This window comes from Nocardiopsis trehalosi NBRC 14201, from assembly GCF_001552555.1.
Classification (GTDB): domain Bacteria; phylum Actinomycetota; class Actinomycetes; order Streptosporangiales; family Streptosporangiaceae; genus Nocardiopsis_B; species Nocardiopsis_B trehalosi.
Genome location: NZ_BCRK01000047.1, coordinates 18,519 through 36,110, shown reverse-complemented (window position 1 = coordinate 36,110; position 17,592 = coordinate 18,519). Strand labels below are relative to the sequence as shown.

The 17,592-nt window shown below is 75.7% G+C and carries 17 protein-coding genes; 8 read left to right on the top strand and 9 right to left on the bottom strand.

Going from position 1 to position 17,592, the window contains the following annotated elements; genetic code table 11:
• Positions 1–43 precede the first annotated feature (43 nt).
• The 6 genes from rbfA to rimP all read right to left on the bottom strand — a co-directional run bounded on the left by rbfA (position 44) and on the right by rimP (position 6,066).
• Positions 44–490 carry a 30S ribosome-binding factor RbfA gene (rbfA, locus tag NT8_RS11195; protein ID WP_067967353.1) on the bottom strand — a complete coding sequence of 149 codons (447 nt, stop codon included), beginning with the start codon at positions 488–490 and terminating at the stop codon, positions 44–46.
• 5 nt (positions 491–495) lie between these two features.
• Positions 496–792, bottom strand: a complete 297-nt coding sequence (locus NT8_RS11190) for a DUF503 domain-containing protein (protein WP_067967351.1) — start codon at positions 790–792, stop codon at positions 496–498.
• A gap of 159 nt (positions 793–951) precedes the next feature.
• Positions 952–4,029 carry a translation initiation factor IF-2 gene (gene infB, locus NT8_RS11185; RefSeq protein ID WP_067967348.1) on the bottom strand — a complete coding sequence of 1,026 codons (3,078 nt, stop codon included), beginning with the start codon at positions 4,027–4,029 and terminating at the stop codon, positions 952–954.
• 214 nt (positions 4,030–4,243) lie between these two features.
• Positions 4,244–4,507, bottom strand: a complete 264-nt coding sequence (locus tag NT8_RS28525) for a YlxR family protein (RefSeq protein WP_245646129.1) — start codon at positions 4,505–4,507, stop codon at positions 4,244–4,246.
• Positions 4,508–4,542: 35 nt separating this feature from the next.
• The gene (gene nusA / locus NT8_RS11180) at positions 4,543–5,559 is read right to left on the bottom strand and encodes a transcription termination factor NusA (RefSeq protein ID WP_067967345.1); all 1,017 of its coding nucleotides are present in this window, start codon (positions 5,557–5,559) and stop codon (positions 4,543–4,545) included.
• A 24-nt stretch (positions 5,560–5,583) separates the two neighbouring features.
• On the bottom strand, positions 5,584–6,066 hold the full coding sequence (rimP, locus tag NT8_RS11175; protein ID WP_067967343.1) for a ribosome maturation factor RimP: 483 nt from the start codon (positions 6,064–6,066) through the stop codon (positions 5,584–5,586).
• A gap of 313 nt (positions 6,067–6,379) precedes the next feature.
• On the opposite strand from rimP, the gene NT8_RS11170 reads away from it, so the two are divergent.
• Together NT8_RS11170 and NT8_RS11165 are read left to right on the top strand one after the other, a co-directional pair.
• Positions 6,380–6,889 (top strand): ferritin-like domain-containing protein, encoded by a 510-nt coding sequence (locus tag NT8_RS11170; protein ID WP_067967342.1) that lies wholly within the window; start codon positions 6,380–6,382, stop codon positions 6,887–6,889.
• On the top strand, positions 6,886–7,344 hold the full coding sequence (locus tag NT8_RS11165) for a ferritin-like domain-containing protein (RefSeq protein ID WP_067967340.1): 459 nt from the start codon (positions 6,886–6,888) through the stop codon (positions 7,342–7,344). Before NT8_RS11170 ends, NT8_RS11165 begins: the two co-directional genes overlap by 4 nt.
• A gap of 46 nt (positions 7,345–7,390) precedes the next feature.
• Here NT8_RS11165 and NT8_RS11160 read toward each other — a convergent pair whose 3' ends face one another.
• A complete protein-coding gene (locus NT8_RS11160) occupies positions 7,391–9,148 on the bottom strand; it encodes a proline--tRNA ligase (RefSeq protein WP_174549558.1) in 1,758 nt (585 codons plus the stop codon).
• A gap of 64 nt (positions 9,149–9,212) precedes the next feature.
• Entirely contained in the window at positions 9,213–10,136 is a 924-nt protein-coding gene (locus NT8_RS11155; protein ID WP_217999151.1) for a LysR family transcriptional regulator, read from the bottom strand.
• A 126-nt stretch (positions 10,137–10,262) separates the two neighbouring features.
• Between NT8_RS11155 and NT8_RS11150 the strand changes: the two genes are divergently transcribed.
• Together NT8_RS11150 and NT8_RS11145 are read left to right on the top strand one after the other, a co-directional pair.
• Complete coding sequence (locus NT8_RS11150) at positions 10,263–11,123, top strand: aldo/keto reductase (protein ID WP_067967336.1); 861 nt, start codon at positions 10,263–10,265, stop codon at positions 11,121–11,123.
• 97 nt (positions 11,124–11,220) lie between these two features.
• Positions 11,221–12,060, top strand: a complete 840-nt coding sequence (locus tag NT8_RS11145; protein WP_067967331.1) for a spermidine synthase — start codon at positions 11,221–11,223, stop codon at positions 12,058–12,060.
• Between the two features lie 30 nt (positions 12,061–12,090).
• Here NT8_RS11145 and NT8_RS11140 read toward each other — a convergent pair whose 3' ends face one another.
• Entirely contained in the window at positions 12,091–12,897 is an 807-nt protein-coding gene (locus NT8_RS11140; protein WP_067967328.1) for a hypothetical protein, read from the bottom strand.
• Positions 12,898–13,252: 355 nt separating this feature from the next.
• On the opposite strand from NT8_RS11140, the gene NT8_RS11135 reads away from it, so the two are divergent.
• From NT8_RS11135 to NT8_RS11120, 4 genes are all read left to right on the top strand, one after another.
• Entirely contained in the window at positions 13,253–14,197 is a 945-nt protein-coding gene (locus tag NT8_RS11135) for a DMT family transporter (RefSeq protein ID WP_369406294.1), read from the top strand.
• Between the two features lie 68 nt (positions 14,198–14,265).
• Entirely contained in the window at positions 14,266–15,462 is a 1,197-nt protein-coding gene (locus NT8_RS11130; RefSeq protein ID WP_067967316.1) for a sensor histidine kinase, read from the top strand.
• A 3-nt stretch (positions 15,463–15,465) separates the two neighbouring features.
• Positions 15,466–16,131 carry a response regulator gene (locus tag NT8_RS11125; RefSeq protein WP_067967314.1) on the top strand — a complete coding sequence of 222 codons (666 nt, stop codon included), beginning with the start codon at positions 15,466–15,468 and terminating at the stop codon, positions 16,129–16,131.
• A gap of 207 nt (positions 16,132–16,338) precedes the next feature.
• The gene (locus NT8_RS11120; RefSeq protein WP_067967313.1) at positions 16,339–17,586 is read left to right on the top strand and encodes a cytochrome ubiquinol oxidase subunit I; all 1,248 of its coding nucleotides are present in this window, start codon (positions 16,339–16,341) and stop codon (positions 17,584–17,586) included.
• Positions 17,587–17,592 lie beyond the last annotated feature (6 nt).

The following is a 17,592-nucleotide window of genomic DNA, read 5'->3' as shown; positions in this document are numbered from 1 at the left end:
CGGGCACCGGGCGCGGTGCGCCCGGTGCCCGCGGCGGCGGGGACTACTCGTCCTCGTCGTCCTCGTCGCGTTCGCGCGGGACCTTGTAGGGGTCGGGGTCGCCGGCCGGGCTGGCGCCGGAGGCCGCGCGCGCCACCTCGGCGTCGGACTGCCGGGCCTGCGCCAGCAGGTCCTCGATGTGCTGGGCGTTGCGCTGCACGTCGTCGGCCTGGAAGGTGAGGCTGGGCGTGTGCCGCAGCCCGGTCTGGCGGCCGACCTCGGTGCGGATGACGCCCTTGGCGCTCTCCAGCGCCGCGGCGGTGCCGGCCTTCTCCTCGTCGGAGCCGAAGACCGTGTAGAACACCGTGGCGTCGCGCAGGTCGTTGGTGAGCCGCGCGTCGGTCACGGTGACGAAGCCCAGGCGCGGGTCCTTGATGCGCCGCTCCAGCATCTCGGCCACGATGCGCTGGATGCGGTCGGCCAGTTTGCGCGCGCGTGCGGCGTCGACCATCGGTATCAATCTTCCTCTGCACTGAAGAGCCGCTGCCTCGCGGAGAGCAGCTCGATCTCGGGGCGGCCGGCGACCAGCCGCTCGCAGGAGTCGAGCACCCGCGAGCAGTGGGCGGCGGTGGAGCCCACCACGGCGACGCCGACCTCGCACCTGCGGTACAGGTCCTGGTCGCCGGTCTCCGCGGCCGAGACGGGGAACTTGCGCGCCAGCTCGGCCACGATGGGCCGGACGACGGAGCGCTTCTGCTTGAGCGAGCGGACGTCGCCCAGCAGGAGGTCGAGGGTCAGGGCTCCAACGAACACGCGTCCACCCCGTGTGCCGGTCACCGCGATACGCGATTCACCTGTCATGTACGGGCCGCTTGACGGCGCGGCCGGGCCGAGGAGAAGGGAAGGGACCCGCGGCGCGCCCCCGGGCCCGGCGTGCGCCGGACCCGGGGACCGCGGGGTGGTGCTACCGCGCTACTCGCGCGGCTTCTCGCGCATCTCGTACGTCTCGATGACGTCCTCGACGCGCACGTCGTTGTAGCCGACTCCGATACCGCACTCGAAGCCCTCGCGGACCTCGGTGGCGTCGTCCTTGAACCGGCGCAGCGACTCCACGGTGAGGTTGTCGGAGATGACGACCCCTTCGCGGATGAGGCGGGCCTTGGCGTTCCGGCGGATGATGCCGTCGCGCACGATCGAACCGGCGATGTTGCCGATCCGGGGCACCTTGAAGACCTCGCGGATCTCGGCGGAGCCGAGCTGGACCTCCTCGTAGATGGGCTTGAGGAGCCCCTTGACCGCGGCCTCGACCTCGTCGATGGCCTGGTAGATCACCGAGTAGTAGCGGATGTCGACGCCCATGCGGTCGGCGAGCTCGCTGTTCTTGCCCTCCGGCCGGACGTTGAAGCCCACGATGATCGCGTCGGCGGACGAGGCGAGGTTGATGTCGTTCTGCGTGATCGCGCCGACACCGCGGCCGATGACGCGGATCGCGACCTCGTCGCCGCCGGCGTCGATCTTGAGCAGGGACTCCTCCAGCGCCTCCACGGAACCGGACATGTCGCCCTTGATGAGCAGGAGCAGCTCGTTGCGCTCCCCCTCCTCCAGGGTGCGCTGCCAGTTGTCGAGGGTGACCCGGCGGCTGGACCGCGCCTGCTGGGCGAAGCGCTCGCGCGCCTCGCGCTGCTGCGCGATCTGGCGGGCGACCCGGTCGTCCTTGACGACCAGGAAGTTGTCGCCCGCGCTCGGCACGTTGGTCAGACCGAGCACCTGGACCGGCCGGGACGGCTCGGCCGCCTGCACGTTCTCGCCGTGCTCGTCGAGCATGGCCCGGACGCGCCCGTAGGCGTCGCCGCAGACGATGGAGTCGCCGACGTGCAGCGTGCCGCGCTGGACCAGGACGGTGGCCGTGGAGCCGCGCCCGCGGTCGAGGTAGGCCTCGATCGCCAGGCCCTGCGCCTCCATGGCCGGGTTGGCCCGCAGGTCCAGGGCCGCGTCCGAGGTCAGCACGATGGCTTCGAGCAGGTTCTCGATGTTGGTGCCCTGCTTGGCGGAGATGTCGACGAACTGGGTGTCGCCGCCGTACTCCTCGGCCACGATGCCGTACTCGGTGAGCTGGGCCCGGACCCGCTGCGGGTCGGCGCCCTCGACGTCGATCTTGTTGACCGCGACGACGATCGGCACGTCGGCCGCCTTGGCGTGGTCGATGGCCTCGGCCGTCTGCGGCTTCACGCCGTCGTCGGCCGCGACCACCAGCACCGCGATGTCGGTGGCCTGGGCACCGCGGGCACGCATGGCGGTGAACGCCTCGTGGCCCGGGGTGTCGATGAACGTGATCTTGCGCTCTTCGCCGTCGACCTCGGTGGCGACCTGGTAGGCACCGATGTGCTGGGTGATGCCGCCGGCCTCGCCGCTGACCACGTTGCTGTTCCGGATGGTGTCCAGCAGGCGGGTCTTACCGTGGTCGACGTGACCCATGACGGTGACCACGGGCGGACGCGCCCGCAGGTCCTCGTCGGTGCCGAGGTCCTCGCCGAACTCGATGGAGAACGACTCCAGGAGCTCGCGGTCCTCGTCCTCGGGGCTGACGACCTCGACGCGGTACTTGAGCTCCTCGCCGAGGAGCAGCAGGGTCTCGTCGGGCAGCGACTGGGTCGCCGTCACCATCTCGCCCAGGTGCATCATGACCTGCACCAGGGACGCCGGGTTGACGTCGATCTTGTCACCGAAGTCGGACAGCGAGGCGCCGCGGGACAGCCGGATGGTCTGCCCGTTGCCGCTGGGGATCTTCACGCCGCCGAAGGACGGCGCGCCCAGCTCGTTGAACTCCTGGCGCCGCTGCTTCTTCGACTTGCGCTGCCGACCGGGGCGGCCGCCGGGACGCCCGAAGGCACCCGCCGTTCCGCCGCCGCGACCGCGGCCGCCGCCACCGGGACGGCCGGCGAAGCCGCCCGGACGCGGGCCGCCGCCACCGCCGCCGAAGCCGCCGGGGCGCGGACCGCCGCCGCCACCGGGGCCGCCGCGGCCGCCACCGGGACGGCCGCCGCCGCCGGCGCCGCGACCGCCACCGGGGCCGCCGCGGCCGCCGCCGCCGGCCGGGGCCGGACGGGAGGAGGGCATGTTCATCGGGCTGGGGCGCGGACCGCCGCCGCCACCGGGACGCGGGGGACCACTGCGGTCGCCGCCACCGGGACGCGGACCGCCGGGGGCACCGCCGGGACGCGGCGCGCCGGGACGGGGCGCCTGCGGACGCGGGGCACCGCCACCGGGACGCGGCGGGCCGCTGCGCTCACCGCCGCCACCGGGGCGCGGCGCGCCGGGGCCGCCCTGCGGACCCGGCCGGGGGCCGGGGCGCGGAGAGGGCTTGGCGCCCATGCCGGTCGCGGTGGACGCGAACGGGTTGTTGCCGGGACGCGGACCCGCGGGGCGCGGGCCCGGGCGGGGGGCGCCGCCGCCGGGGCGGCCGGAGCCGCGCTCCGGACGGTCCGGGCGCTCGGAACGCTCGGCGCGCTCGGAACGCTCCGGGCGGTCCTGCCGCTCGGGACGCTCGGGGCGCTCCTGGCGGCCGGGGCCGCGCTCGCCGCGGGCGGGGCCGGCGGCGGGCTTGTCAGCGGGCTTGGGGGTCGCGGGACGCGGACCGGGCTTGGGGCCCGGCTTCGCGGCACCCGCGGCGGCCGGACCACCGGCGGCCGGACCACCGGCGGCCGGAGCGCTGTCGGCGGCGGGGCCGCCGGCGGGCGCGGCCGGAGCCGCCGGAGTGGACGGCGCGCCGGGGCGCGCACCGGGCTTGGGGCCCGGGCGCGGCGCCGCGGGACGCGCGCCGTTGGCGTCGCCCGCCGCGGGGCGGGGACGCGGGTCGCCCGGACGCGGCTTGCCGCCGCCCTTGCCGGACGAGCCGTTGTTGAACGCCTCCTTGAGGCGTCGGACGACGGGGGCCTCTATGGTCGAGGACGCCGACCGGACGAATTCACCCATCTCGTTGAGCTTGGCCAGCACGGCCTTGCTCTCTACACCGAACTCCTTAGCGAGTTCGTACACCCGGACCTTCGCCACTGCTCTCCTCTACTTCGGTCCGGGACATGGGCTTGTGCCGGACCGTCGCTAGCTTGTCGTACTCATCGCTGCGTACTCATCGAGCGCTCATCGCAATCTCGACCCGCTTCCTCGTCGTTACACAACAATGGGCCGGCCGTGCCGGGGACCCGGCACGGCGCGACCACCGATCGCCGGTCATGACAACCGCGCGATCGGCGAGATCATTCCAACCCTATCCGGATCGGCGAGCGCCTCCAACGCGCGGAGTGGCGCCGAGGTAGGCGGCGACACCCGAGGTGTCGAGACCGCCGGCGGACCGGAAGGCCCGCGGCCATACCCTGCGCCGCTCCGCGGACTCCCAGCAACGGGGGTCGGCGTGGAGGTAGGCTCCCCGTCCCGGAGTGCGCCCGGCGGGGTCCGGCACGACGGCACCGGACGCGGCCACCAGCCGCAGCAGTTCGGATCGGGCTGCCCGCGACCGGCAGCCCACGCACATGCGCATCGGGATGTGACCGGTCACGTGCGTCCAGTCTACCGTGTCGGCGCGTCGGCCTGGCCGCTGGGACGGCCGTCGTCGTCGGCGGTGTCGCCGTCGGTCTCGGCGTCGGAGCGGATGTCGATGCGCCAGCCGGTGAGCCGGGCGGCCAGGCGGGCGTTCTGCCCCTCCTTGCCGATGGCCAGCGACTGCTGGTAGTCGGGGACCGTGACCCGGGCGACCTTGGCCGCCGCGTCGACGACCTCGACCCGGGTGACCCGGGCCGGGGACAGCGCGTTGCCGACGAACACGGCGGGGTCCTCGGAGTAGTCGACGATGTCGATCTTCTCGCCGTTCAGCTCCGCCATGACGTTGCGGACGCGGCTGCCGAGCGGGCCGATGCACGCCCCCTTGGCGTTGACGCCGGACTTGTTGGACTTCACGGCCATCTTGGTGCGGTGCCCGGCCTCGCGGGCGATCGCCGCGATCTCGACGGTGCCGTCGGCGATCTCGGGCACCTCCAGCTCGAACAGCTTGCGCACCAGGTTGGGGTGGGTGCGCGACAGCGTGACCGAGGGGCCGCGGTGGCCCTTGCGGACCTGCACCACGTAGGCGCGCAGCCGCTCGCCGTGCTCGTAGGGCTCGGAGGGGACCTGCTCCTGCGGCGGCAGGACGGCCTCGATCCGGCCGAGGTCCACGAGGACGTTGCGCGGGTCCTTGCCCTGCTGGATGATGCCGGAGACGATCTCGTACTCGCGCCCGGCGAACTCGCCCAGCGTCAGCTCGTCCTCGGCGTCGCGCAGGCGCTGCAGGATGACCTGCTTGGCGGTTGACGTGGCGATCCGGCCGAACCCGGACGGGGTGGCGTCGTACTCGCCGACGGCCTGGCCGTCGTCGTCGGTCTCGGTCGCCCACACCGTGACGTGCCCGGTGGCGCGGTCCAGCTCGACGCGTGCCGCGGTCTCGGTGCCCTCCTGCCGGTGGTAGGCGATCAGCAGGGCGTCCTCGATCGCCTTGACGACGAGGTCCACCGAGATGTCCTTCTCGCGCTCCAGGCTGCGCAGGACGCTCATATCGATATCCACGGGGCTCCCCCTCTAGTCCGCCGCGTCGGCGTCGGCCTCGCGGCGGAATTCCACCTGCACCTTGCCGCGCCCCAGGTCGGAGTACTCGTATACACGATCCGCGCCGTCGACCTCCAGGGTGACCCCGGTGTCGTCGGCGTCGCTGACCCGCCCCACGACCTCGCCGCCGCCGGTGAGCGGGGCCTGGACGAGGCGCCCCCGCGAGCGCCGCCAGTGGCGGGGCAGGGTGAGGGGCCGGTCGACTCCGGGGGAGGTGACCTCCAGGACATAGGGGGCCTTGCCCATGGCGTCGGCGGCGTCGAGGGCCGCGGAGACCTCCTGGCTGACCGTTCCCACGGTGTCGAGGTCGACGCCGTCGTCGGAGTCGACGACCACCCGCAGCAGCCGGCGCCGGCCCGCGGGGGTGACCTCGACGGCCTCCAGGTCGAGTCCGGCCTCGGCCAGGACCGGCCGAAGCAGCTCGGCGATGCGGTCGTGGCGAGCCTGCGCGCCCATGGGTGCTCCTCCTCGGCGGTGCCTCCGCCCGGGTCGGTGTCGGGACGGTGCGTCCGTCGGCCGCACGTCACGGCGACGGCGGTCCGGCTCAAGGGTATCCACAGTCCGCGGTCCTCCGGCCGCGTGCCGGCGCGCCGGGGGCCGGTCCGGCGGGGCGCCCGCGCGGGGCGCGCCGCGCGCGGCCGCGCGGGCGCGAGGAACGCCCCCGCCATGGGAGGATGGGACCCCGATCGTCCGCGCCCGCCGGCCGCGGCCTCCCGCCGGCGCTCGGGGCGTCCCCCTCGGTTCCGCGGAGAATGGTGAGGAGACAGGCGTGGGCCACGACTTCGGCTCCGTCAGCCGGCGGACGTTCGTCGCCGGTGCCGCCGCGGCCTTCGCGGCCGCCGCCCTGGGCGGGTGCCAGGGGCCCCGCTGGTATCCCAGTGAGATCAGCCCCGACGAGTACGTGCTGCGCGGCGCGATCGCCGAGAAGGAGCGCATGATCGCGCGCTACGAGGCCACGGTCGCCGCGGGCGAGGGCCCCTCCGACCTGCTGGAGCGCCTCCTCGGCGACCACCGGACGCACCTGGAAGCGCTGCGCTCCCGGCTGCCCGACGACGCCGGCGCCGAGCCCCGCGCGGCCGAGGACTCCCCCGGCCCCAGCCCCGAACCGGTGCCCGGCGACCCGGTGCCGACCGAGGGGCTGCGCGTCGCCGAGGACGGCGCGGCCGGTGCCCGCGTCCGCCAGGCGGGCCGGGTGGCCGACCCCTCGCTGGCCCAACTGCTCGCCGCGATCGGGGCGAGCGAGGCCGGCCACGCCCACCAGCTCGCGGAGGCGAAGTGAGCCCCACCCCCGAGGACCTCTCCGACACCGCCGTGCTCCAGGAGGCGCTGCGCGCCGAGCACGCCGCGGTGTACGGGTACGGCTACGTCGGCGCGCGCAGCTCCGGCGGCCGGCGCGACCGCTGCTACGCCTACCTGGACGACCACCGCACGCAGCGCGACACCCTGCGGACCGAGCTGGTCGCCCGCGACACCACACCCGACTCCGGCCGGGCCGCCTACGCGCTGCCCGAGGACGACGGCGACGCCGCGCTCGACGCCTACGCGGCCGGGCTGGAGCGGGTGACCGCGCAGGCCTACCTCCAGGTGGCGGCGTCGACCGACCCGGTGCTGCGCGACCTCGCCGCGCGCGCCCTGCAGTCGGCGACGGTGCGCGGCCTGGTGTGGGGCGCCGAGCCCGAGCCGTTCCCGGGGTTCGCCGAGGGCGCGCCGCCGGAGGACCCCGCGGGCGGGTGATCCCGCCCGGCGGCGGCGCCCGCCGGAGCGGGCGCCGCGATGCGGGTCAGCCGCGGTCGGCGCGGACGATCCCGGCCACCCGGTCCACCGCGGAGTCGAGCGGGATCTCCGAGCGCTCCCCGGTGGCGCGGTCGCGCAGCTCCACGACGCCCTGGGCCAGGCCCTTGCCGACGATGAGGCCGGTGGGGACGCCGAGGAGTTCGGCGTCGGTGAACTTGACGCCGGGCGAGACGCCCTTGCGGTCGTCAACGATGACCCGGACGCCGCGGTCGCGCAGCTCCTCGGCGATCCGCAGGGCGACCTCGATCTGCTCGCCCTTGCCGGTGCCGACCACGTGCACGTCGGCGGGGGCGACCGCGCGCGGCCAGACGATGCCCTTGTCGTCGTGGGACTGCTCCACGATGGCGGCGACCACCCGGGACACGCCAATGCCGTAGGAGCCCATGGTGATCCGGCGGGGCTTGCCGTCGGGGCCGAGGGCGTCCAGCTCGAAGGCGTCGGCGAACTTGCGGCCGAGCTGGAAGATGTGGCCGATCTCGATGCCGCGGGCGGCGTAGAGGGTGCCGGTGCCGTCGGGCGAGGGGTCGCCCTCGCGGACCTCGGCGGCCTCGATGGTGCCGTCCGGGGTGAAGTCGCGGCCGCAGACCAGGTCGACGACGTGGTGGTCGGGGGTGTCGGCGCCGGTGACCCAGCGGGTGCCCTCGACCACGCGGGGGTCGACCAGGTAGCGGTGCTTGTTGCCGAGCAGCGCGTTGGGGCCGACGTAGCCCTTGACGAGGTACGGGTGGGCGGCGAAGTCGGCCTCGTCCAGCAGGGCGACCTCGGCGGGGTGGAGCACGGCCTCCAGGCGCTTGAGGTCGACCTCGCGGTCGCCGGGCAGGCCGACGCCCAGGATCTCCCAGTCGTCGGCGCCGGGCGCGCGGGTCTTGACCAGGACGTTCTTCAGCGTGTCGGCCGCGGTGAAGGTGCGGCCCAGGCCGGCGCCGTTGAGGTGGTCGACCAGGGTGGCGATGGTGGGGGTGTCCGGGGTGTGGTGCACCTGGGCGGCGGGCAGGCCGTCGATGGGCAGCGCGGGCGGCGCGGGGGTGCGCACGGCCTCGACGTTGGCGGCGTAGTCGGAGCCGGTGCTGCGGACGAACGTGTCCTCGCCGGTGGGGGTCTCGGCGAGGAACTCCTCGGAGGCGGACCCGCCCATGGACCCGGACATGGCGGAGACGATGGCGTACTTCAGGCCGAGCCGGTCGAAGATCCGGATGTAGGCCTCGCGGTGCAGCGCGTAGGACCGGTCCAGGCCCTCGTCGTCGATGTCGAAGGAGTAGGAGTCCTTCATGTGGAACTCGCGGCCGCGCAGCACGCCCGCGCGGGGCCGGGCCTCGTCGCGGAACTTCTCCTGGATCTGGTACAGGATCACCGGGAAGTCCTTGTACGAGCTGTACTCGCCCTTGACGAGCAGCGTGAACAGCTCCTCGTGGGTGGGGCCGAGGAGGTAGTCGGCGCCCTTGCGGTCGACCAGCCGGAACAGGCTGTCGCCGTACTCGGTCCACCGGTTGCTGGCCTCGTAGTACTCGCGGGGCAGCAGGGCCGGGAGCAGGACCTCCTGGCCGCCGATGCGCGCCATCTCCTCGCGGACGACCGCGGCGACGTTCTCCAGCACGATCTTGCCCAGCGGCAGCCAGGTGTAGATGCCGGGCGCGGCGCGCCGCACGAACCCGCCGCGCACCATCAGCCGGTGGCTCGGCACCTCGGCGTCCGCCGGGTCCTCACGCAGGGTGCGCAGGAACAGGGTCGACATCCGCAGCAGCACGGCCACTCCTCGTAGAACGGGCACGATCGGGTGGAGACGATCGGGTGGAGAAAGGGGTTCCAGGCTAGCGGCACACCGGGGCGCCCGCAGCCGCGCCGCCGGAGGCGGGGGCGCGCTCGGCGACCATGGCGAGCAGGGCCCGCGCGGCGGCGCCCGCGCCGCCCCCGCCCGCGCTGGCGGCGGTGGTGCGCCACGGCTCGGCGCCGGTGATGGGGACGAACGCGGCGCCGTCGGTCTTGCCGGCGAAGTGGGCGGGCACGATGGCGACGCCGAGGCCGTGGGCCACCAGGTCCAGCAGCGTGTGGACGTCGTTGACCTCCAGCCCGACGCGGCGGTCGACCCCGTGGGCGGCGAGCATCCGGTCGGCGGCGTCGCGGGTGCCGAAGCCGGCGGTGAAGTCCACGAAGGGCTCCCCGGCGAGGTCGGCCGGGCGCGCGGCCCCGGCGGCGGCGGCGCGGTGCCCGGGGGCGCAGGCCAGCACCATGGGTTCGGCGGCGATGGGGAGCAGGTCGAGGTCGGCGGCCTCGGTGCCGTCGGCGGCGGTGAAGGCGACGTCGACGGCGCCGGAGCGGACCCCGTCGAGCAGGGCGCGGGTGCCGTCCTGCTGGAGGCGGATCTCGACGCCGGGGTGGGCGGCGCGGAAGTCGGCGAGCAGCCGGGGGACGTCGATGCCGCCGAGGCACTGGAGGGTGCCCACGCGCAGGGTGCCCCGGAGCAGGCCGCGGACGGCGGCGACGGCCTCGCGGGCGGAGTCGGCGCGGTCGAGCGTGCGGCGGGCCTCGGGGAGCAGGGCGCGGCCCGCGTCGGTGAGGGCGACGCGGCGGGTGCTGCGCACGAACAGCGGCGCGCCGAGCTCGCGTTCGAGGGCGCGCACGGAGGCGGACAGACCCGACTGGGCGACGTGCAGCCGCCGCGCCGCGCGGGTGAAGTGCCGCTCCTCGGCGACGGCGACGAAGTAGCGGAGCTGCCGCAGTTCCACATTGATCACCCGGAGCGAACGCCGCGATCGGTTTCTTCTGTTGGACAGCTTAACCGCGGGCGGTCAGGCTGGGTGCGGGGCGCCTCCCGGCGCGCCCGCACGATCCCCGACCCACCGCAGGAGAGAATCCGCAGCATGCAGCAGCGAACCATCGGCGACCGGTCCGTCGGCGCGATCGGCCTGGGCGGCATGCCCCTGTCCATCGAGGGCCGCCCCGACCGGGAGCGTGCGATCGCGACCGTGCACGCCGCCCTCGACGCCGGCGTGACCCTGATCGACACGGCCGACGCCTACCACCTCGACGCCACCGACCCCGGGCACAACGAACTGCTCATCGCCGAGGCGCTGGCGTCCTACGGCGGCGACACCTCCGAGGTGCTGGTGGCGACCAAGGGCGGCCACACGCGTCCGGGCGACGGGTCGTGGGCGCTCGACGGCCGCCCGGAGTACCTGAAGCGGGCGTGCGACGCGTCCCTGCGCCGGCTCGGCGTGGAGGCGATCGGGCTCTACCAGTTCCACCGCCCCGACCCCGAGGTGCCGTTCGAGGAGTCCGTGGGCGCCCTGGCCGAGCTGCTCGACGCGGGCAAGATCCGGCTGGCGGGCGTGTCCAACGCCGACCCGGGGCAGATCCGGGCCGCCGACCTGGTGCTCGGCGGGCGCCTGGCGGCGGTGCAGAACCAGTACTCGCCCGCCTTCCGGTCCAGCGAGCCGGAGCTGGAGCTGTGCGCCGAGCTGGGCACGGCCTTCCTGCCGTGGAGCCCGCTGGGCGGCATCTCCAAGGCGGCCGGGCTGGCCGACCGGCACGCCGCGTTCGCCGAGGTCGCCAAGGCGCGCGGAGTGAGCCCGCAGCAGGTCTGCCTGGCCTGGATGCTGGCCAAGGGGCCGCACGTGCTGCCCATCCCGGGGTCGTCGCGGCCCGAGACCATCCGCGACAGCGTCGCGGCCGCCGACCTGGTGCTGGACGACGCGGAACTCGCCGCGCTCGACCGCGCCTGACCCGCCCGGTGCTCCGCCGGGCCGCGCCCGGCGGAGCACCACCGCGCACGCCGTACGGTGAGAGCTGCCGGGGCGGACGAGGGAGCGGAGGGCGCGCATGCGCGGGCGCAACGGGGACGGCGCGGACCGGCGGCCGGAGGTCGAGCTGCTGCGCGACGCCGACCGCCCCGACTCCTGGATGCTCGTCGTCGACGGCACCCCGCAGTCGCACGTCGACCTGTCCGACCCCACCTACCTCGACTTCGAGTACATGCGCCGGCTGGGCCACGTCGCCGACCTGGCCGCGCCGCCCCGGGAACCGCTGGACGTGCTGCACCTGGGGGCGGGCGCGCTCACCCTGGCCCGCTACATCGCCGCCACCCGGCCGGGGTCGCGGCAGCGGGCGGTCGACGTCGACGCCCGGCTGGTCGACCTGGTGCGCGCCTCCCTGCCGTGGGGGCGCGGCGCCGGCATCCGGGTCGGCATCGGCGACGCCCGCGCCTGGCTGGGCGAGCGCCGCGACTCCTCCGCCGACCTGGTGGTCTGCGACGTGTTCGCGGGCGCGCGCACCCCGGCCGCGCTGACGTCGGTGGAGTTCCACGCCGAGGCCGCCCGGGTGCTGCGGCCGGGCGGGACGTTCGCGGCGAACGTGGGCGACGGCCGGCGGCTGCGGCACGCGCGCGCCCAGGCGGCCACCGCGCTGGCGGTGTTCGCCAACGCCGCGCTGATCGCCGAGCCGGGGGTGCTGCGGGGCCGCAGGTTCGGCAACCTGGTGCTGGTGGCGTCCGACGCCCCGCTGCCGGTGGCGGAGCTGGCCCGGCGGGCGCACCGCGACCCCGACATGGCCCGGCTGCTGTCGGACGGCGAGCTGGAGCGGTTCGTCGGCGGCGCCGCCCCGGTGCGGGACGCCACCGCCGAGGACTCCCCCGCGCCGCCCGCCGACACGTTCCCGCGGTGACCGCGGCCCCGGCGGCGGCGCGGGCCGCCGTCAGTACTCGGGCAGCTCGTGGTCGAGCAGGAAGGTGAACTCCTCGGACTGGCGGACCTGGACGCCGCCGCCGGGGTCGGGGCGCACCGACATGCCGTTGACGTTGCCGTCGCGCCACCACAGGAGCTGGTCGACGAACGGCTCGCCGCCGACCAGGGCGGTGGAGGTGCGGTACAGGAACGGGATCAGCGGCAGCGACCGGCGGCTGCGCAGGACGGCATAGACCATGGTGTTGGAGGTCGGCAGCATCACGATCGCGCCGTAGGGCATCGGCTCGCGGACGATCTCGGGCAGCCGCATGACGTGGGAGGCGCCCGGCCAGCCCGCGCCCTGCACCACGTGCACAGGGGTGTCGGCGTTGGTGTCGTGGGTCTGCACCTCGATGGGCTCGTAGACCATGTTGCGCAGGGCCGTGGTCCACAGGTCGCGCTTGGTGGTGTTCCACCGGCGGGTGTGGCTCTTGTCGAGGACCAGCGACCGGTCGCGGTCGGGGGTGCGGCGGACGATCATCGCGGTCAGCCCCGCGTTCACCGAGTACGCGAGCTTGTCGCCGCCGAGCTGGGTCACGTCGGTGTTCAGGATGACCCGCAGGTGCATGCGCGCCTCGTCCAGCGACTCGGTGAGGATCGCGTCGAGGTCGATCTGCGGCGCGGGCCCGGCGGGCGGCGGGCCGGGCGGGGGACCGTAGCCGGGCGGGGGTCCGGGCGGGGGCGGGGGACCGTAGCCGGGCGGGCCGTACCCCGGGGGGCCGTAGCCGGGGTGGCCGTAGGGCGGTCCGTGGTGGGGGCCGTAGTGCGGGACGTTCATCGGCGGTCCGGTCGCTCCTGGGGTGGGGTCGTGGCGCGCCGCTGCTGCGCGGCGGCGGGGGCTTGGACGCGCGGTCCGGCCGGGGCGTTCCCGCCGCCGGGCGGCGCGCCCGTCCGCCGGGGGCGGCGGCGGACGGCTGGTACAGTCGTCCCATGATCCACCAGACACGGCTCTTCGTCACGCCCCCGCCCCGGTCCTGACCGGGGCGTCGCACCGCGTGGTCCGCGCGGTGGCCCCGGGCGCCCGTTCCGTGCCCGCGCACCGGCCGCCCGCCTGACGTCCCGACGATCCGGTCCCCTGTGTCGTCGTCGACGGAGTCTCCACCGTGTCCTCTCTTCCCTCGGCCGTTTTGGCCGTGTCCTCCCCCGCCACGCCCGCCGCCCGGCGCGGCCTGGCGCTGCTGCTCGCCGCCGGCGTGCTGTGGGGCACCGGCGGTATCGCCGGCCACCTCCTCCAGGCCGACGCGGGGCTGTCCGCCCCGGCGGTCGCCGCCTACCGGCTGCTCGTCGGCGGGGCGCTCATCGCGGCGGTGGCGGCCGCCACGGGCCGACTGCGGGCGCTGCGCCGCCCCACCCGGCCGGTGGTCCGGCGGCTCGCCGTCAACGCCGCCCTGCACGCGGTCTTCCAGCTGCTGTACTTCGCGTCCCTGGCGCTGGTCCCGGTGGGCCTGGCGACGCTGGTCAAGATCGGCAGCGTCCCGGTGTTCGTCGCCGCCGGGATCTGCCTGGCGGCCCGCCGCCGCCCCACCCCCCGGCTGACCGCCGCCGTGCTGCCGGCCGTCGCGGGGCTGGCGCTGCTGTCCGGGTTCCCCGCCGCCGACGCACCCGCCGACCGGCTCGCGGCCGGGCTGGCCTGCGCGCTCGGCGCGGGGCTGGTGTTCTCGGTGCTGACCCTGGTCAACCGGGTGCCCCCGGCGGGGCTCGACCCGGTCGCCAACGCCGGGCTGGGGCTGCTGGGCGGCGGGGTGCTGCTGGCCCCGTTCGGGCTGGCGGCGGGCATGGCGGTCCCGGTGGCCCCGGAGCCGCTGGCCCTGCTGCTGTTCCTCGGCCTGGTGCCGACGGGCCTGGCCTACCTGCTGTTCTTCGCCGGGCTGCGCGGCGCCTCCGACGCCGCGGCGGCCGTGGGCAGCATCGCCGAGCCGCTGACGGCGGCCCTGCTGTCGGCGGCGCTGCTGGGCGAGCGGATGACCGCGCCGGGGGTGGCGGGGGCGGTGCTGCTCGTCGCCGCCATGGCGGCCGATCCGGTGGCGGACGCGTGGGAGCGGAGGCGGTCGCGGCCGCGCGTACTCCCCCGGGAGTAGCCGGGGGCGGGACCGATCCGCCCCGCGGAGGACGCGCCACCACCACCCCGACCGCGTACTTTCGAGGGGTGCCCTCCCGCCTCCGCCCGTCGTCCACGGACCTCGCGACCGCCCTCGCGGTCGCCGCGCTGTCCGTGTGCTCCGCCGTGTTCCTGGAGTCCGGGCCGTACGCGGCGGAGGGGGTGCGCCCGCTGTGGCCGTGGGGGTACCTGGTCATCGCGGTGGCGGTGGCGCCGCTGGCGTGGCGGTCCCGGTTCCCGGTGCCGGCCGCCGTGGTCAGCACCACCGCGTCGACCCTGTACTACCCCATGGGGTTCCCCGACGGCATGGTGCTCGCGGCCGGCGCGGTGGCGCTGTTCGGGGCGGCGGTGCGCGGCTACCGGTGGCAGGCGTGGCTGCTAGGCGTCGAGCAGTTCCTCGCCATCCACCTGTGGGAGGCGTTCGCCTACGGCGCGCCGCGGCTCGGCCCGGCGCTGGGCATGCTCGCCTGGATGCTCGTCGTGCTGATCTCGGCCGAGGCCGCCCGCAAGGGCGGCGAGTACCGGGCGGTGGTCCGCGAGCGCGCCGGCGAGGCCGCGCGCTCGCGCGAGGAGGCGATCCGGCGGCGCGCCGCCGACGAGCGGGTGCAGCTCGCCCGCGAGGTGCACGACACGGTCGCGCACAACATCTCGCTGATCAACGTGCAGGCGGGGACCGCCCTGTACCTGATCGACAGCGAGCCGGAGCGGGCGGCCGAGGCGCTGGCCACGATCAAGCGCACCAGCAGGGAGACCCTGCGCGAGCTGCGGGCGACGCTGAACGTGCTGCGCGCCGTCGACGAGCGCGCGCCGCGCGCCCCCACCCCGGACCTGGACCGGCTGGACGAGCTGGTCGACGGCACCCGCGGCGCCGGCCTGGACGTGCGGGTGCGCACCCGGGGCACGCCCCGGCGGCTGTCGACCAACGTCGCGGCGGCCGCCTACCGGATCGTGCAGGAGTCGCTGACGAACACGGTCCGCCACGCGCGGGCGTCGGGTGCGGACGTGGAGCTGGAGTACACCGCCGACGGCCTGGACGTGCTGGTGCGCGACGACGGCGCGGCCCCCGCCGAGGGGTTCACCCCGGGCAACGGCATCATGGGGATGCGCGAGCGCGCCGCCGCGCTGGGCGGCGGGCTGGACGCCGCGCCCGACCCGGACGGCGGGTTCACCGTGCGGGCACGGCTGCCCGACCCCGCCGAGCCGCCCGACCCCCTCTCCGCCCCCGCGCCCTCCCCGGAGCCGTGACCCGTGATCCGTGTGCTCATCGCCGACGACCAGGCCCTGGTCCGCGCCGGTTTCCGCGCCCTGCTGGACAGCGCCCCCGACATCACCGTCGTGGCCGAGGCCGGGGACGGCCGCGAGGCCGTGCGGCTGGCCGCCGCCGTGCGCCCGGACGTCGTGCTGATGGACGTCCGCATGCCCGTGCTCGACGGCCTGGAGGCCACCCGGCTCATCCTGGGCGACCCGGGGCTGGCCGGCGTGCGCATCGTCATCCTCACCACCTTCGACCTGGACGAGTACATCTTCGAGGCGCTGCGCACGGGCGCCAGCGGGTTCCTGGTCAAGGACACCGAGCCCGAGGACCTGCTCCAGGGCGTGCGGGTGGTGGCGCGCGGCGACGCGCTGCTGTCGCCCACCGTGACCCGGCGGCTGATCGCCGACTACGCGGCCCGGCCGCGCCGTCCGGAGCCGTCGGCGCGGCTGAACGGGCTGACCGACCGCGAGCGGGAGGTGGTGGCGCTGGTCGGCGCCGGGCTGTCCAACGAGGAGATCGCCCAGCGCCTGGTGGTCAGCCCGGCCACCGCCAAGACCCACGTCAGCCGGGCCATGGTCAAGCTGCGGGTGCGCGACCGCGCGCAGCTGGTGGTGCTGGCCTACGAGACCTGCCTGGTCGCGCCCGGCTGGACGGACTGACCCGCCGGGTGGGGCGGGTCCGCGCCGCCCCCCGGGGGCGGCCTCCGGGGAACCCCGGGGCGCCCCTTACGCCGCGGGGCGTAGGCGGGGGCACCCGGGGCCACCGCGGGAGGTAGGGGCCAAGCCTCCCGGCGGGTGATGCGGGGGCGGGCGGCGCACCGCCACCATCGGGGCGTCCCGTCCGACCGACCGCTGAGGCGCCCCGACATGTTCGACGACCCGCTCCTGCTCGCCCGGCTCCAGTTCTCGTTCACCGCCGCCACGCACTACCTGTTCGTGGCGTTCACGCTCGGCCTCGCGCCGTTCATCCTGTTCGGGCAGCTCGGCGCGGTCCTGCGCCGCGATCCCGCCCGGCTGCGCGCCGTCCGGTTCTGGGGCGGCCTGTACGTCGTGAACTACGGCATGGGCGTCCTGTCGGGGCTGGTCATGGAGCTGCAGCTCGCCGTCAACTGGAGCGGGTTGAGCGAGGCGTTCGGCTACGCGTTCGGCGCCCCGCTGGCGGTGGAGACCATGGTCGCGTTCTTCCTGGAGTCCACCTTCCTCGGGCTGTGGATCTTCGGGTGGGACCGGATGAACCGGTGGGCGCACCTGGCCTGCTTCGCGGTGGTCGCCGCCACCGCCTACGCCTCCGCCTACTGGGTGCTGGTGGCGAACGGGTTCCTGCGCTCCCCCGTCGGCTTCGAGATGCGCGGCGGCACGGCGGTCGTCACCGACGCGACCGCCCTCCTGGCCAACCCGGCCGCGGTGCTCGCCTTCGCCCACGTCGTCGCGGGGACGCTGATGGTCGGTGCGGTGGTGGTGGCCGCCGTGAGCGCCTACCACCTGGCGCGCGGCGCCGACCCGGACCGCATGTTCATCCGCGCGCTGCGCGCCTCGGGGCTGGTCCTCGCCCTGGCGCTGATGCCGACGGCGGCAACCGGCGGCCTGCAGTTCGGCGCCGCCGCCGACGCGCCACCGACCAGCGGGCTGACCCTGACGGCGGCGGAGATCGCCGCCGTCGAGGACGCCTACGACGGCGGCGCCGCGGCCGCGATCGGCGCGGCGGGCGAGATGGTCATGGTGCTGAGCTGGACCCTGATGTCGCTGCTGGCCCTGGCGCTGCTCCTCGCCTGGGTGCCGAAGGCGCCGGGCCCGCTGCGGTGGGCGCTGTGGCCGGTCGTGCTCACCCCGGTGCTGCCGTACGCGGCGAGCGTCGGCGGCTGGGTCTACCGGGAGACCGAGCGCCAGCCGTGGGCGGTCGTCCACCACCTGACCACGGCCGACGCGATGACCGACCTGGGCCCGGTGGCCGCCGGGGTGTCGTTCTCGCTGTTCACCGCGGCGTTCGCGGTGCTGGCCGGGACCACCTGGTGGCTGCTGGTCCGCTACGCCCGGCGCGGCCCCGACGGCGGCCCGCTGGCGCCCGCCCCGCCGCCCGAGTCCGACGCCCGACCGCCCGCCGTGCCCGTCGCCTAGCCCTTT